The 15,772-nt window shown below is 61.7% G+C and carries 13 protein-coding genes and 1 tRNA gene; 13 read left to right on the plus strand and 1 reads right to left on the minus strand.

Annotated elements, in window-relative coordinates:
• Positions 1-8: 8 nt before the first annotated feature.
• Positions 9-524 (plus strand): acetolactate synthase small subunit, encoded by a 516-nt coding sequence (gene ilvN, locus CWS72_RS11025; RefSeq protein ID WP_101250658.1) that lies wholly within the window; start codon positions 9-11, stop codon positions 522-524.
• 103 nt (positions 525-627) lie between these two features.
• Positions 628-1,647, plus strand: a complete 1,020-nt coding sequence (gene ilvC, locus CWS72_RS11030; protein ID WP_101250659.1) for a ketol-acid reductoisomerase — start codon at positions 628-630, stop codon at positions 1,645-1,647.
• Between the two features lie 267 nt (positions 1,648-1,914).
• On the opposite strand, the gene katG is transcribed toward ilvC, so the two are convergent.
• A complete protein-coding gene (gene katG, locus CWS72_RS11035) occupies positions 1,915-4,110 on the minus strand; it encodes a catalase/peroxidase HPI (RefSeq protein ID WP_101250660.1) in 2,196 nt (731 codons plus the stop codon).
• Positions 4,111-4,622: 512 nt separating this feature from the next.
• On the opposite strand from katG, the gene CWS72_RS11040 reads away from it, so the two are divergent.
• From CWS72_RS11040 to CWS72_RS11090, 11 genes are all read left to right on the plus strand, one after another.
• Positions 4,623-6,164 carry a 2-isopropylmalate synthase gene (locus tag CWS72_RS11040; protein WP_101250676.1) on the plus strand — a complete coding sequence of 514 codons (1,542 nt, stop codon included), beginning with the start codon at positions 4,623-4,625 and terminating at the stop codon, positions 6,162-6,164.
• 226 nt (positions 6,165-6,390) lie between these two features.
• Entirely contained in the window at positions 6,391-7,431 is a 1,041-nt protein-coding gene (locus tag CWS72_RS11045; protein ID WP_101250677.1) for a rod shape-determining protein, read from the plus strand.
• A 36-nt stretch (positions 7,432-7,467) separates the two neighbouring features.
• The gene (gene mreC, locus CWS72_RS11050; RefSeq protein ID WP_101250661.1) at positions 7,468-8,340 is read left to right on the plus strand and encodes a rod shape-determining protein MreC; all 873 of its coding nucleotides are present in this window, start codon (positions 7,468-7,470) and stop codon (positions 8,338-8,340) included.
• Positions 8,337-8,852: a rod shape-determining protein MreD gene (gene mreD, locus CWS72_RS11055; RefSeq protein ID WP_101250662.1), complete on the plus strand. Its 516-nt coding sequence runs from the start codon at positions 8,337-8,339 to the stop codon at positions 8,850-8,852. The genes mreC and mreD overlap by 4 nt, the downstream gene beginning before the upstream one ends.
• Before the next feature lie 4 nt (positions 8,853-8,856).
• On the plus strand, positions 8,857-10,830 hold the full coding sequence (mrdA, locus tag CWS72_RS11060; protein ID WP_101250663.1) for a penicillin-binding protein 2: 1,974 nt from the start codon (positions 8,857-8,859) through the stop codon (positions 10,828-10,830).
• Positions 10,827-11,987, plus strand: a complete 1,161-nt coding sequence (rodA, locus tag CWS72_RS11065) for a rod shape-determining protein RodA (protein WP_241911680.1) — start codon at positions 10,827-10,829, stop codon at positions 11,985-11,987. Before mrdA ends, rodA begins: the two co-directional genes overlap by 4 nt.
• Positions 11,988-12,073: 86 nt before the next feature.
• Positions 12,074-12,149, plus strand: a tRNA-Lys gene (locus tag CWS72_RS11070).
• A gap of 281 nt (positions 12,150-12,430) precedes the next feature.
• Positions 12,431-13,102 (plus strand): secretin and TonB N-terminal domain-containing protein, encoded by a 672-nt coding sequence (locus CWS72_RS11075; protein ID WP_158240597.1) that lies wholly within the window; start codon positions 12,431-12,433, stop codon positions 13,100-13,102.
• Complete coding sequence (locus CWS72_RS11080) at positions 13,099-13,704, plus strand: RNA polymerase sigma factor (RefSeq protein WP_101250666.1); 606 nt, start codon at positions 13,099-13,101, stop codon at positions 13,702-13,704. Before CWS72_RS11075 ends, CWS72_RS11080 begins: the two co-directional genes overlap by 4 nt.
• Complete coding sequence (locus CWS72_RS11085; RefSeq protein WP_101250667.1) at positions 13,701-14,660, plus strand: FecR family protein; 960 nt, start codon at positions 13,701-13,703, stop codon at positions 14,658-14,660. Before CWS72_RS11080 ends, CWS72_RS11085 begins: the two co-directional genes overlap by 4 nt.
• A gap of 605 nt (positions 14,661-15,265) precedes the next feature.
• On the plus strand, positions 15,266-15,772 hold a 507-nt coding region (locus CWS72_RS11090), incomplete at its 3' end, for a POTRA domain-containing protein (protein ID WP_199175636.1).

The raw sequence follows: 15,772 nt of genomic DNA on the forward strand, positions 1-15,772 counted from the left end.
TTCGAGGAATGGTTTTGCAACAACAGGAAATCCGCCGTCATACCATCGCCATCCTGGTCGATAACGAGGCGGGCGTGCTGGCGCGGGTCATCGGTCTGTTTTCGGGGCGCGGCTACAATATCGAAAGCCTGACGGTGGCCGAGGTCGATCCGCGCGAACAGCTCTCCAGGATCACCATCGTCACCTCGGGGACCTTGATGGTGATCGAGCAGATCAAGGCCCAGTTGGGCCGGTTGGTTCCCGTCCACAAGGTTTCCGATCTGACCATCGAAGGACCGTCGGTTTCGCGCGAGCTGGCTCTCGTCAAGGTCGCCGGGATCGGCGAAAAGCGTGTGGAATCGTTGCGGATCGCCGACATCTTCCGGGCTCGCGCGGTGGACTCCACCAACGATTCCTTCGTCTTCGAGATCGTCGGGGCGACCGACAAGCTCGACGCCTTCATCCATCTGATGGAGCCGCTGGGATTGGTCGATGTCTCGCGGACGGGCGTCGTCGCCATTGCACGGGGACCCAATCCGATTTAGGAGTCCCACTGGAATTCGTCGTGGCCCGTTCCCGTAGGGGCGGGGCCGCTGTCGTTGATTACCCTGTTTGGCCCTGAGGGCAAGGTGAAGGAAGGACAATAGTATGCGCGTTTATTACGATCGGGATGCCGACGTCAATCTGATCAAGTCGAAGAAGGTTGCCGTCATCGGCTATGGCAGCCAGGGCCACGCCCATGTGCTCAACCTTCGCGATTCGGGTGTCAAGGAGGTGGCCGTGGGCCTGCGCCCCGGTTCGACCAGCATCAAGAAGGCCGAAGGCGAGGGCCTGAAGGTTCTGACACCGGCGGAAGCCGCCAAATGGGCCGATATCGTGATGATCCTGACGCCGGACGAGCTGCAGGCCGATCTCTATGTCAGCGATCTGAAGGACAATCTGAAGCAGGGCGCCGCCCTGGTCTTCGCCCACGGTCTCGCCGTCCATTTCAAGCTGATCGAGCCGCGTCCCGACCTCGACGTCTTCATGATCGCCCCGAAGGGCCCCGGCCACACCGTGCGTGGCGAATATCTGAAGGGCGGCGGGGTTCCCTGCCTGGTCGCCGTGGCGCAGAACGCCTCGGGAAATGGCCTTGAACTGGCGCTTTCCTATGCGTCGGCCATCGGTGGCGGCCGCTCGGGCATCATCGAGACGACCTTCCGCGAGGAATGCGAGACCGATTTGTTCGGCGAGCAGGCCGTTCTCTGCGGCGGTCTCTCCAAGCTGATCAAGACCGGCTTCGAAACCCTGGTGGAAGCCGGTTATGCTCCGGAAATGGCCTATTTCGAATGTCTGCATGAAGTGAAGCTGATCGTCGATCTGATCTACGAGGGCGGCATCGCCAACATGCGTTATTCGATCTCCAACACCGCCGAATACGGCGACTACGTTTCCGGCCCGCGGATCGTCAACGACGAGACCAAGGCCGAGATGAAGCGGGTGTTGGCCGACATTCAGTCCGGTCGCTTCGTGCGCGATTGGATGCTGGAATGCAAGGCCGGTCAGCCCTCCTTCAAGGCCACCCGGCGCATCGAGGGCGAGCATCAGATCGAGGCGGTCGGCGAAAAGCTGCGCGGCATGATGCCGTGGATCGGCAAGAACAAGCTGGTCGACAAGAGCCGCAATTAGAGTATTGAGGCCGCGTCGCTCCGCTCCTCGCAATGACGGCTAGAGCGATTTACGACCACGTTGGGTCACTTACCTTTTCGTCATTGCCGGGCTTGACCCGGCAATCCATGGACCCCCGGATCAAGTCCGGGGGTGACGGAAAAAACGATGATCCAATACGATCGAAAACCGCTCTAATATCTTGATAGTACAATAAAAATAGAGATGCGCGAATCCGACAGGTGTCGGGGGAGAGGGGTCTGTCCCCCCCCCGTTCTCCGCCGGAGATCAGGCCAGGTCGAAGCGATCAAGGTTCATCACCTTGGTCCAGGCCGCCACGAAATCACGCACGAACGCCTGCTGCGAGTCGGCGCTTCCATAGACTTCCGCGATGGCCCGGAGCTGGGAGTTCGAGCCGAAGACGAGATCGACGACGGTGCCCGTCCACTTGAGTTCGCCCGTCGCCCGATCGCGCCCTTCCAGCACGTTTTCGAATGTGGCGGACTTCTGCCAGCGCGTCCCCATGTCGAGCAGGTTCACGAAGAAATCGTTGGTCAATGTCTCCGGACGCTTGGTGAAGACACCGTATTCGGAGTGCCCGACGTTGGTATTCAGGACGCGCAAGCCGCCGACGAGAACCGTCATCTCGGGAGCGGTCAGCGTCAGCAGACTAGCCCGATCCACCAGCAGGTCCGCCGCCGATCCCGGATGGCCTTTCCGGAAGTAGTTGCGGAATCCGTCCGCGATCGGCTCCAGCGCGGCGAACGAGTGCGCATCGGTCTGCTCCTGCGATGCTTCCGTGCGTCCGGGGGTGAAGGGAACCGTCACCGCCTGTCCGGCTTTCTTCGCCGCTTCCTCGATGGCCGCGCCGCCGCCCAGAACGATCAGGTCCGCCAGCGACACCGTCTTCCCGCCGGATTGCGCAGCGTTGAAATCCTTCTGGATCGCCTCCAGCGTTTGTAGAACCTTCGCCAGTTCGGCCGGCTGGTTGACCTCCCAATCCTTTTGCGGCGCGAGGCGGATGCGCGCCCCATTCGCCCCGCCGCGCTTGTCGCTGCCGCGGAATGTCGACGCCGAGGCCCAGGCCGTGGTGACCAGTTCGGCGATGGACAGGCCGGATGCGAGGATTTTCACCTTCAGGGCGGCAATGTCCTGTTCCCCGATCAGCGGATGCTCCACGGCGGGGATGGGGTCTTGCCACAGCAGCGGTTCCTTGGGAACGAGCGGGCCGAGGTAACGGGCGATCGGGCCCATGTCGCGGTGCGTCAGCTTGAACCACGCCCGGGCGAACGCGTCGGCGAACTGATCCGGATTCTCATGGAAACGCCTTGAAATCTTCTCGTAAGCAGGGTCAAACCGCAAGGCGAGGTCGGTGGTCAGCATGGAAGGGGCGTGACGCTTCGACGGGTCGTGCGCATCCGGCACCGAATCGGAGCCCGCGCCATGCTTCGGTTGCCACTGATGCGCGCCGGCCGGGCTTTTGGTCAGTTCCCAGTCATAGCCGAACAGGTTCCAGAAGAAGTTGTTGCTCCACTTCGTCGGCGTCGTGGTCCAGATGACTTCCAGGCCGCTGCCGATCGCGTCCCCCCCCTTGCCGGTGCCGAATGCGCTCTTCCAGCCGAGGCCCTGTTCCTCGATGCCGGCGGCTTCCGGTTCCGGGCCGACCAGCGAGGCATCGCCGGCGCCGTGGGTTTTGCCGAAGGTGTGGCCGCCGGCGATCAGCGCGACGGTCTCCTCGTCGTTCATGGCCATGCGCGCGAAGGTCTCGCGAATGTCCTTGGCGGCGGCGAGCGGATCGGGATTGCCGTTCGGGCCTTCCGGATTCACATAGATCAGGCCCATCTGCACGGCGGCGAGAGGATTCTCGAGGTCGCGCTCGCCGCTGTAGCGCTCGTCCGCCAGCCACTTGCCCTCGGGGCCCCAGTAGATGTCCTCTTCCAGCTCCCAGACGTCCGCGCGCCCGCCGCCGAACCCGAACGTCTTGAATCCCATCGATTCCAGGGCGACGTTGCCGGCGAGAATCATCAGGTCGGCCCAGGAGATTTTCCGGCCGTACTTCTGCTTGACCGGCCAGAGCAGGCGGCGCGCCTTGTCGAGGTTCACGTTGTCCGGCCAGCTGTTGAGCGGCGCGAAGCGCTGCGTGCCGGAGCCGGCGCCGCCGCGGCCGTCGCCGACGCGGTAGGTGCCCGCGCTGTGCCAGGCCATCCGGATGAACAACGGCCCATAATGGCCAAAGTCCGCGGGCCACCAATCCTGCGAGTCCGTCATCAAGGCATGGAGGTCCTTGATGACTGCGTCCAGGTCGAGGCTTTTGAACTCATCGGCGTAATTGAAGTCCTCTCCCATGGGATCGGACAGGGGAGAGTTCTGATTGAGAATCTTCAGGTTCAGCTGATTGGGCCACCAGTCCTGATTCGACTGAGGCCTCCCCCCCGTGCGCTTGTGGGACCCGCCGGTCACCGGGCACTTGCTGTCGTTTTCCATATCGGCTCCATTCGCATTTGGGATTTTTTTAATCCGTTGGTGTCGTCGTCGGAGACAACGTCGAGGCAGCCTAGATTGGGAAAATGATCGATGGAAACGAATAAGATGTGATTTATAAATCGGTTTAATCGATTTATAAGCGGCGCGTCGCGCCCGCCCACCGATTCGAAACGAGGTTCGAATCCCATCATCACACAAAACGCCAACTATCAGTATTGACAATTATTCTTACATACTTCCTATTGATCGCCATCCTATGTAATGCCGGTCGAGAGCACGGGTGGGCAAGAAAGTATGGTCGGACGTCGGACGGAATGAAATCGCACCCTTCCCCCGTATCATGCCCCCTTTGTCGCCACCCTCTGATGCCCGCCCATCGACAATTCGCCTTCCGGTCCCTGTGCTCCGGCGAGCGAAGACGCCACGCGCGAGGCCGCCCTTGGAGCCTGGCGCCCGGTGCGATCGGCATTGACTGAGGCGATCTTGCGAGGATCCCGGCGATGAGCAGGCAGATGGATCAGGACCGAATCGTTATTTTCGATACCACCTTGCGCGACGGCGAACAGTCGCCCGGCGCCTCGATGAATCTCGAGGAAAAACTGGGCGTGGCATCCCTGCTCGAGGAGATGGGCGTCGATGTGATCGAGGCCGGGTTTCCCATCGCCTCCAACGGCGATTTCGAGGCCGTTTCGAAGATCGCCGGCATCGTTACCCGCTCGACCATCTGCGGACTGGCGCGGGCGACCCGCAACGATATCGAGCGCTGTGCCGAAGCCATCCGTCCGGCGCCCCTGAAACGCATCCATACCTTCATTTCGACCTCGCCGCTGCATATGAAATACAAATTGCAGATGGCGCCCGAGCGCGTGCTGGAGGCGGTGACCGAGAGCGTTACCCTGGCCCGCAATCTGGTCGATGACGTCGAATGGTCGGCCGAGGACGGTTCGCGCACCGAACACGATTTCCTTTGCCGCTGCGTCGAGGCCGCGATCGCCGCCGGGGCCCGGACCATCAATATTCCCGATACCGTCGGTTATACCGTGCCCGACGAATATGCCGCCCTCATCGCCATGCTGATCGAGCGCGTGCCCAATATCGACAAGGCCATCCTGTCGGTGCACTGTCACAACGATCTGGGGCTCGCCGTGGCCAATTCCCTGGCCGCCGTCAAGGCCGGCGCCCGGCAGGTGGAATGCACCATCAACGGCCTGGGCGAACGGGCCGGCAACGCGGCCCTGGAAGAAATCGTCATGGGGTTGAAGACCCGTGCCGACCGCCTGCCCTACACCACCGGAATCAAGACGGAATTGATCACCCGGGCGTCCCGGTTGGTGTCGACCATTACCGGTATCTTCGTCCAGCCGAACAAGGCGATCGTCGGCAAGAACGCCTTCGCTCACGAATCCGGCATCCATCAGGACGGAATGCTGAAGAACGCCCAGACCTACGAGATCATGACGCCCGAGTCGGTCGGCCTCAATCAGTCAACCCTGGTGCTGGGCAAGCATTCCGGCCGGGCCGCCTTCAAGGACAAACTGAAGACCCTGGGTTATTCGCTGGGCGATAACGCGATCGAAGACGCCTTTCGCCGGTTCAAGGATCTGGCCGACCGTAAAAAAGACGTATTTGACGAGGATGTTCAGGCGTTGCTCGGGGACGCCGGTGTCGGAACCGTTCAACGGATCCGTTTCCTGTCGCTCGAAGTTCTGTGTGGCTCCAAGCAGCCCCCCTATGCCGATCTGGAACTGGAAATCGATGGTGTGGCGCGGCGCGTCCGGTCGACCGGCGACGGTCCGGTGGATGCGACATTCCACGCCATTCAGGAGCTTTTTCCGCATCCGGCGCGCCTTCAGCTCTACCAGGTGCAGGCCGTGACGCAGGGTACCGACGCGCAGGCGGAAGTCGCCGTAAGGTTGGAAGAGGACGGCAAGACGGTCAGTGGTCAGGGGGCCGATACCGATACCCTGGTGGCGTCGGCCAGAGCTTACGTCAACGCTTTGAACAAATTGTTGGTGAAACGGCAAAAAACCGCTCCGGAAGCCTTGAGGGCCTGATATAAATGCGCCCGTGAAACTTTTCGCGGACAAGGGGGATCGGCCAAACGGTTCGGCGCTGGAAAATGTCGAAAAAGGCAGACGACCGTTATGAAAAGTGTTGTGGTGCCGACATGATGCCGGGTATCACCCATTGCCGCCATGACACTGGCCCAAAGGAATGCGATGCCGGGGGGCGACCTCCGGCATTGTTGCAACGCAAACGCACGGTATTGAGTGAGGCATGATGTTTTCCAGAGTGACTGGGTGGATGTCCGCAGACATGGCGATCGATCTGGGGACCGCCAATACGCTGGTCTATGTTAAGGGACGCGGCATCGTCCTCAATGAACCATCGGTAGTGGCCATCGCCGAGGAGAAGGGCAAGAAGAAGGTGCTGGCGGTCGGCGACGAAGCCAAGATGATGCTGGGTCGAACTCCCGGTTACATCCAGGCCATCCGTCCCTTGCGCGACGGCGTGATCGCCGACTTCGAAGTCGCCGAGGAGATGATCAAGCACTTCATCCGCAAGGTGCACAACCGCCGCAGCTTCGCCAGCCCCCTGGTCATCGTTTGCGTCCCCTCGGGTTCGACCGCCGTGGAACGCCGCGCCATTCAGGAATCGGCAGAAAGCGCCGGCGCCCGCCGTGTCTTTCTGATCGAAGAGCCGATGGCGGCGGCGATCGGCGCCGGTCTTCCGGTCACCGAGCCGACCGGTTCGATGGTGGTCGACATCGGTGGCGGCACCACCGAGGTCGCCGTGCTGTCCCTGGGCGGTATCGTTTATTCGCGGTCCGTGCGCGTCGGCGGCGACAAGATGGATGAGGCGATCATCGCCTACATCCGCCGCAACCATAACCTGCTGGTGGGCGAAGGCTCGGCCGAACGCATCAAGAAGGAAATCGGATCCGCCTGCCCGCCGGAAGACGGCGAGGGCCGGACCATGGAGATCAAGGGCCGCGACCTGATGAACGGCGTGCCGAAGGAATTGATCATTTCCGAACGCCAGATCGCGGAAAGCCTGGCCGAACCGGTCGGCGCCATCATCGAGGCGGTCAAGGTCGCCCTTGAGCATACGGCCCCCGAACTCGCCGCCGACATCGTCGACAAGGGCATCGTTCTGACGGGCGGCGGAGCGCTTCTGTCCAATCTCGATTTCGTACTGCGTCACGCCACCGGCCTGCCGGTGTCGATCGCCGACGATCCGTTGTCCTGCGTGGCGTTGGGCACCGGTCGGGCCTTGGAAGAAATGCCGAAACTGAAAAATGTTCTGACCAGCATGTACTGACCGAAAGCCCGGAAGGGCTTCGGGAGGAGGTAGGGTGTGAAGCAGCATTCGGGAGCGCTGGGACGTCTGGCGACGCTGAGATTGCTCGCTCAACGCTTCACTTTTCTTGCTTTGGCGATGGCATCCTTCGGGCTGATGTTGCTGGGCAAGGCCGATACCGTTCTGGTCGAGCGCCTGCGCCTGGCGGTCAGCGATACGGTGGTGCCCATTCTCGACGTCATGTCCCGTCCGGCCAGCACCATCGCCGAGGTGGTCGGCGCGGTCCGCGAACTGGCGACGCTTCGCGCGGAAAACGTCCGATTGCGCGAGGAGAATGCCAATCTCATGCATTGGCAGACCCTGGCCCGCCAGCTCGATAACGAAAACCGCGCCCTGCGCGGCCAGCTCAATTTCATTCCCGACCCCGATCCGTCCTTCGTCACCACGCGGGTGGTCGGCGATACCGGCGGCGCCTTCGTCCATTCCATGCTGATCAATTCCGGTAGCCGCGAGGGGATCCGCAAGGGACAGGCGGTCATCGCCGGGGAATTCCTGGTGGGCCGCATCGCCGAGGTCGGCCAGAGATCGGCCCGGGTATTGCTGCTGACCGACATCAACAGCCACATTCCGGTGATCCTGGAGAATTCGCGGGCCAAGGCGATCCTGACCGGCGACAATTCGGACCGGCCGCGACTGAGCTATCTGTCGTCCAACACCAATGCCGCGCCGGGTGACCGCGTGGTCAGTTCCGGTCATGGCGGCGCCTTTCCGCCGGGATTGCCGATCGGCGTGGTTTCCTCGGTGCAGGATGGAATCGTCCGGGTCGAACCCTTCGTGCATCGCTATCAGTTGGAGTATGTGACGGTAGTGGATTACGGCTTGGCGGGCATCATGCCGTCGGATCCACCCTCCGAAGGCCGGGAGCGGTGAAGGGAACGCTGCTTCAGCGAATTGATCAATGGTTCCGACATCTGTTGCCGGTGGGGTCGGTTCTGCTGCTGATTTTGATCAATGCGTTGCCGACGAGACTTCCCGGGTTCGCCGCCGTGGTGCCTTTGCTGCCGTTGATCGGCATCTATTACTGGTCGATCTATCGGCCTGATCTGATGCCGCCGGCCTTGGCTTTCGGCCTCGGGCTGCTGAACGACGTCATCGCGGGCCTGCCCCTCGGGGTCTCGTCGCTGATCTATCTTCTGGCGCAGGGGATGACCGCCTCGCAGCGGCGATTTTTCCACGGGAAACCATTTCGTATCGCCTGGTGGGGATTCGGTCTGGTCAGCGCCTGCGCCCTGGCCCTTCAGTGGCTTCTGGTCTCGTTGCTGCTGGGCCATACCCTGGAACCGCGTGCGGTGATGTTCGAATTTCTGATGACCTTGTTTTTCTATCCCTTGCTTAGCTGGTTCTTCGCCCGCATCCAGCTGGCCTTGTTGCGCAGCGTCTGAAACCATGAGCCGTGACAACGATCGCGCCAAGATCATAGGGCGCCGTGCCCTGTTGCTGGGCGGCGGCAAGCTGGCCCTGCTTTCGGCTCTGGTCGGGCGGATGTATTACCTTCAGGTGCTCGAGGCCGATAAATACGCCACCCTGGCCGACGAGAATCGCATCAACCTGCGCCTGCTGCCGCCGCCGCGCGGGCGCATCCTCGATCGCAACGGCGTGCCGATGGCGGTCAATCAGCAGAACTACCGGGTGCTGATCGTCACGGAACAGACGGACGATCTCGACGATACGCTGGATAGTCTGTCCAACATCATTCCCATCAATGACCACGACCGCACGCGCATCGCCCGCGAGGCCAAGCGCCGGCGCAGTTTCGTCCCGGTGACGGTGCGCGAGAACCTGTCCTGGGAGGATGTGGCGCGGATCGAGATCAATACGCCCGATCTGCCCGGCGTGATGATCGATGTCGGGCAAAGCAGGAACTATCCGCTGGAAGGGTTGGGGGCGCATCTGCTGGGGTATGTCTCGGCGGTATCGGAGGCCGATCTGCAGGCCTCGTCCGATCCCTTGCTCGAATTGCCCGGATTCCGCATCGGCAAGGCCGGCATCGAACGGGTCTACGATCTGGCCTTGCGCGGCAAGGGGGGGACCAGCCAGGTCGAGGTCAATGCGGTGGGCCGGACCATCCGCGAGTTGAAGCGCGACGAGGGCGAGCCGGGGCTCGACCTCAACCTCACCATCGACCTCGAACTCCAGCAATTCGCGGCCCAGCGTTTGGGCGACGAAAGCGCTTCCGCCGTGGTGATCGATATCCATACCGGCGACGTCCTGGTCATGGCCTCGACCCCTTCCTTCGATCCCAATGCCTTCAATCGCGGCCTGTCGTCCGAGGAATGGAAGACGCTGATCTCCAATCCGCGGGCGCCGCTGACCAACAAGGCCATCGCCGGCCAATATCCGCCCGGCTCGACGTTCAAGCTGATGACCGCCCTGGCGGCCCTGGAGAGCGGATCGGTGACCGGCGATCAGCGGATTTTGTGCCCGGGCCAGATGAATATCGGCAATATCACACTGCATTGCTGGAAGAAGGGCGGCCACGGATCTCTCGACATGGTCGGCGGGATCAAGAACTCCTGTGACGTCTATTTCTACGAAATCGCCCGGCGCACCGGCTTCGAGCGGATCGCCGAGATGGCCAAGCGCTTCGGCCTCGGTTCGACCCTCGGCCTGGATCTGCCAAGCGAACGGGGAGGGACCATCCCCAACCGCGACTGGAAGCGGGCGACCCTGGGGCAGTCGTGGTATCCCGGCGAAACGCCGATCAACGCCATCGGCCAGGGTTATGTCCAGGCGACGCCCTTGCAGTTGGCGGTGATGACCGCCCGGTTGGCCAATGGCGGCTTCGCCGTCATGCCTCATCTTGCCCGCGACAATATCGAAGGCGTTCACGCCATCGCGCGGCCGGCCCCCAACTGGGCCGATCTTGGCGTTTCCCGACAATCCCTGGCCCTGGTCCGCCGCGGCATGAACGCCGTTTGCAACGAACCGGGCGGCACCGCCTATTCGATTCGCATCAAGGACGAGGGCATGGCCATGTCGGGGAAGACCGGCTCGGCGCAGGTCAAGCGCATTACCATGCGCGAACGCGAAATCGGTATGAAGAAGATGGAGGACATGCCGTGGAAAGACCGCGACCACGCGCTGTTCGTCGCCTATGCGCCGGAGTCCGAGCCGCGTTACGCCTGTTGCGTGGTCGTCGAACACGGCTCGCACGGCGGGTCGGCGGCCGGCCCGGTGGCCCGCGACATCCTGATCGAGGTGCAGAAGCGTTATCTGCAGCGCAATGTCCAGTCCCCCCCCGAGGAGCATCCGGTACCGCAGCAAACCTCGCATCGGCATGATCCGTCCGTGGAGGAGGAGGGGGCGCACAGTCACGACGACGATGAAGACGAGGATCAAGGGAACGGTGATCACGGATGAGAGGCCCGCAGATGCATTTCCGCTTCAGCCGCTCCGAGATGAGCCTGCGCGAGAAGCTCTGGCACGTTAGCTGGTCGTTCGTTCTCCTGGTCACGGTGATTTGCTCGGTCGGCTTCCTGACCCTTTATTCCGCCGCCAACGGCAACGTCGATCCCTGGGCGTCCCGCCAGATCGTGCGCTTTCTCGTCGGATTGGTGGTGATGCTGGCCGTCGCCATGGTCGACATCCGTTTCTGGATGCGCTGGGCTTACGTGCTTTACGCCGTCGCCCTGGTGCTGCTGATCGCCGTGGAGATCCGCGGGTCGGTCGGCATGGGGGCGCAGCGCTGGATCGATCTCGGCTTCATCCAGTTGCAGCCCTCGGAAATCATGAAGATCACCCTGGTGCTGGCGCTTGCCCGCTATTTTCACGGGGCCAGCTATCAGGATGTCGGACGGCCGGTGTTTCTCATTCCGCCGTTGATGATGGTGTTCCTGCCGGTCGGACTGGTGCTGAAGCAACCCGATCTGGGCACGGCGATGATGTTGACGCTGGCCAGCGGCGCCATGTTCTTCCTGGCCGGGGTGCGCGTCTGGAAGTTCGCGCTGATCATTTCGGCGGGTCTGGCGGCGATTCCCGTGGCCTGGAAGTTCATGCGCGAATATCAGCGCCAGCGGATCATCACCTTCCTCAACCCCGAGAACGATCCTTTGGGGGCGGGCTATCATATCTTGCAATCGAAGATCGCCCTGGGGTCGGGGGGGCTGTTCGGCAAGGGCTTCATGCTGGGGACGCAAAGCCATCTCAATTTTCTGCCCGAGAAGCAGACCGACTTCATCTTCACCATGCTGGCCGAGGAATGGGGCATGGTCGGCGGTGTGGTCCTGGTGGCGCTCTACACCCTGATCCTGGTCTACGGCTATGCCATGAGCCTGCGCGCCCGCAGTCAGTTCGCGCGGCTGGTCGGCCTGGGGCTGACCACCACTTTCTTCCTCTACGTCTTCATCAACATCGCCATGGTCATGGGGCTGGTGCCGGTGGTCGGCGTGCCCTTGCCGCTGATTTCCTATGGCGGCACCGCCATGCTGACCCTGCTGTTCGGCTTCGGGTTGATCTTGAGCGTCTATATCCATCGCGATATCCACATCGGCCGGCGCGGGGCCTCGGACGATATTTGACCCGTGGGGTGGGAATGTGGGGTTTTTCCTAAAAAAGCATTCGACAAACCCCCCGGCCTTTGCTAATAACCGGGCCTCCCGGATACGGGCGTGTAGCTCAGTTGGTAGAGCAGCTGACTCTTAATCAGCGGGTCCGGAGTTCGAGCCTCCGCGCGCCCACCAAATTTCGAAGCGCAACCAACGCTTCTCGGAAAAGGCCCGATCGCAAGATCGGGCCTTTTGCGTTTCTAGGTCCCCCCGCAAATCCCCATCTGCGCCCCCGGTGTCCCCCTGTCGGTGCCGAGGATGTTTCATTTTCTGACACATTTCTGTCAGGCACCAATCTCGTTTCGGAATGTTAGCATGGGCCGTGGAACTTTATGGAGCCACGCTATTTGACGGCCGATGGTGGCATTATCAAATTATCTTGGTGGCATCTCGGACGGTTTTTCTGGGCGTTTTGTTTGCCTTTGGAATCGGCGTCGATCGCAGCGGCGGCTTTTGCCGAGAACAATGCGGACGCCTTGGGGGAGCGCCAGGGCCGGAAGGGCGGGGCGGAAGGGCAGATCAGCTTCGACCTTCCCGCTCAGCCGCTGGCCTCGGCCTTGGAGCAGTACAGCGTCGTCTCCGGTTTGCAGGTCGTCTACGACGGCACCTTGGCGGAGGGTCATGAATCGACGCCGGTCAAAGGGAACTTTTCGCCCGAGGTCGCTTTGCGGATTTTGCTTGATGGGACGGGCCTCTCGCCGCGCTACATGGCCACCGATGGCTTCGTGCTGGTTCCCGCCCGGCCGGATCCGGCTGCCGATACGGTGTCGGCGGCGGCCGGCGCGCAATATTACGGTCGGATTCAATCTCGTCTTGAGGGAGCCCTCTGCGCCAACGACCGGACCCGATCCGGGGGATATCGTATCGCTCTCGGTATCTGGATCGCACCGTCCGGAGTCATCACGCGTTCGGCATTGCTTGGCTCGTCCGGGGATACGTCTCTCGATGCGGTGATTGATCGGATGACGCGCGGTTTGGTGATCGGCGCTCCGCCGCCCCCCGGTTTTGCTCAGCCCGTCACACTGCTCGTCACTCCGGAGTTGATGAGGGACTGCCAGGCGGTCCAGGGAGAAGGGGCGCAACCATGACGGAAACACCCTGGACCATGCTGCAGCGTCGCCTGGTGTCGCGTTACGATGATCTGAGGAGGCGTTTGGCGCGGCATCTGGGATCTCCCGAACGCGCCGATGATGCTTTGCAGGACACTTGGCTGCGGTTGGAGCGTGGTGGCGAGATATCTTCGGTACAGAGCCCCGATTCCTATCTTTTTCGCGTTGCCGTCAATATCGCCCGTGATCAGTTGCGCGCCGAGAGCCGGCGTTTGACCACGACCGAGGTCGAGGTTCTGCTCAACATCGCCGACACGGCGCCGGATGCGACGCGCATCCTGGAAGCCCGTTCCGACCTGGAGGCTCTCAAAAGGGTCATGGAGGAATTGCCGGCACGGCAACGGGCGATCCTGGTGGCGGCGCGGCTCGAAAAAATGCCGAGAAGCGATATCGCCCGGCGTTTCGGCGTATCAGTCCGCTTTGTGCAGCGGGAATTGCAGGAGGCTCAGGATTATTGTGCGGCGCGTCTGCGAAATTTGGAGATCCCGCGGTACAGATCGATGCCTCGAGAAACGTCTCTTGTTAAAGAGCCTCTTGAGGTGATCGGTCAGGAACGAACACCGCCAGGAACTGATGAATGATAGATCGTAATATCGACGTGGATCTTTTGGACCGGGAAGCCCACTGCTGGATTACCCGGCTGACGTCTGGCGAGGCGACGCTCGCAGATGCCGAGGCGCTCAAATTGTGGTGCGCTCAAAGTTTGCGCCACGAGGCGGCCTTTGCCGCGGCGACCCGACTATGGCAGGACTTTGGTCCGGTTCTTGAGCAAAGCGATGTCCCGGTTTGGTCGACGCCGCGCCCGCGGATGTCGCGGCGAGCGCTGCTGGGCGGGGCGGGAGCCCTCGCCGCCGCAGCGGGATTTGCGCTGGTTTCCCCGCCATTGGGACTCTGGCCGTCGCTGGGTGAGATGAGAGCCGATTACCGCACCGCGACCGGCGAGCAACGGCACCTGACTCTGGCCGGTGATATCTCGGTTCGCATGAATACACAGACCAGCATCACCGTTCCCGCCGCGGCCGGAGACACTGATCGCGTCTCGGTGATTGGCGGCGAGGTTTCGTTCGCCATGTCGCCCACCTCGGTCCGGCCGTTGATGGTGCAGGCGGGTAAGGGGCGCACGATTGCCACTCAGGCGCGGTTCGAGGTGCGTAATGCCGGGGTGACCGTCTGCGTGACGTGCCTTGATGGTGAAATCCGGGTCGAACAGGGGGGGCAGACAAAGAAAATCGGCCCTGGCCGGCAACTGCGCTATGACGATCGCGGTCTTGGGGAGATCATCGCGGTTGATCCGGTCGAGGCGATATCCTGGCAGGAAGGCGTGCTGCTCTTCCGCTTGACGCCTCTTTCGGACGTGGTCGAGGAAATCAACCGCTACCGGCCGGGCAAAGTGATCCTGATCAATCGGGCGCTGGCGTCAAAGCCCGTCAACGGCCGCTTTCGCATCCAGCGAATCGACGATGTTCTCCTATGGATCGAGCAGGCTTTCAATGCCTCATCCCGATCCTTGCCCGGCGGAATTCTTCTGCTCGGCTGACGGATCCTCGTCCTTGGCCGTGACACGAAAGTGTCACGGCAAATCTTGTACAGATTCGATTCCGGGATGTCGTCTCAGCTATGAGGCGTCGGTCGGGCTCCTTTGCCGGATGCGACCGATGCGCGAGACGACTATCGGGGAAGCGCCATGTTCATTCGCCGGACCTGTCAGGCTATCCGAGGAGGTGAAAAGACCTCTGTCGGCGGGGAGCGTTTCTTGTCTGCGCTGACGGGAGGGCATCGATAAAATCCCGCGACGGCTAAAACAATACATCTCATTATTTTGATATAGATGATGCTTATTGCGAATAAGCGTGTCCGGTTGCGGAGAATGTTCGCAATCGTTATTTACGATTCTTTAATCAAATAAACAATTTTCTCAAAAATTGTCACAAAAGAGTCCCGTTAATTGATGATATCAACAGTGTATATCGTTCATATGACTTCAGTGAATTAGTCTTACGAAAGTTATTATTCCTGCTCATCCACATCCTTGTCGCCGGTCAGTCCGGCTCAAGGGTGGTGTGGCGCGGTGATGTGAAAACGGGGGGTGGGTGACGTGTCATTCGCAAGCCAAGGGGTCGGTTCGTCCGGCGGGAAGAACCGATGAGCCGGTGTATTGATCGCAGAGTGGGCGGCGTCCTGGCTCTGGCAACCCTGACAGTGATGATTTCCTCGGCCCGGGCCGAAGATGGAGCGCCCTCGGCACAGCCATCGCCTCGTCTGGTTGACATCTACGAGTATCGCGTTGAGGGGGCACGGACGCTTCCCGTTGAGGAGGTCGAGGCGGCGGTTTATCCGTTTTTGGGCCCCGGCAAGACGTCGGAGGATGTGGAGCAGGCGCGGGCCGCTTTGGAGAGGACTTACGCGGCGAAGGGCTTCCAGACGGTGGCGGTTTCGATCCCGGCCCGGCAGGTGAAGGACGGGGTGGTCACCCTGGCGGTGACCGAGGGCACGGTGGGGCGTTTGCGGGTCCGGGGCTCGCACTATTACGACATCGACGCGGTGAAGGCGGACGCGCCGTCGCTGACGGAGGGGACGGTTCCGGATTTCAACGCGGTGTCGCGGGACATCGTGGCGTTGAACCAGCTTCCCGACCGCAAGGTGACGCCC

The organism is Telmatospirillum siberiense (genome assembly GCF_002845745.1).
Taxonomy (GTDB): Bacteria; Pseudomonadota; Alphaproteobacteria; order Rhodospirillales; family Magnetospirillaceae; genus Telmatospirillum; species Telmatospirillum siberiense.

Bases quoted from the DNA above. Each gene is read 5' to 3' on its own strand.
- rodA (WP_241911680.1), top strand. From the start codon at position 10,827: ATGAGAGGCCCGCAGATGCATTTCCGCTTCAGCCGCTCCGAGATGAGC.
- CWS72_RS11045 (WP_101250677.1), top strand. From the start codon at position 6,391: ATGTTTTCCAGAGTGACTGGGTGGATGTCCGCAGACATGGCGATCGAT.
- ilvC (WP_101250659.1), top strand. From the start codon at position 628: ATGCGCGTTTATTACGATCGGGATGCCGACGTCAATCTGATCAAGTCG.
- CWS72_RS11085 (WP_101250667.1), top strand. From the start codon at position 13,701: ATGATAGATCGTAATATCGACGTGGATCTTTTGGACCGGGAAGCCCAC.
- mrdA (WP_101250663.1), top strand. From the start codon at position 8,857: ATGAGCCGTGACAACGATCGCGCCAAGATCATAGGGCGCCGTGCCCTG.
- CWS72_RS11040 (WP_101250676.1), top strand. From the start codon at position 4,623: ATGGATCAGGACCGAATCGTTATTTTCGATACCACCTTGCGCGACGGC.
- katG (WP_101250660.1), bottom strand. From the start codon at position 4,110: ATGGAAAACGACAGCAAGTGCCCGGTGACCGGCGGGTCCCACAAGCGC.
- ilvN (WP_101250658.1), top strand. From the start codon at position 9: ATGGTTTTGCAACAACAGGAAATCCGCCGTCATACCATCGCCATCCTG.
- CWS72_RS11080 (WP_101250666.1), top strand. From the start codon at position 13,099: ATGACGGAAACACCCTGGACCATGCTGCAGCGTCGCCTGGTGTCGCGT.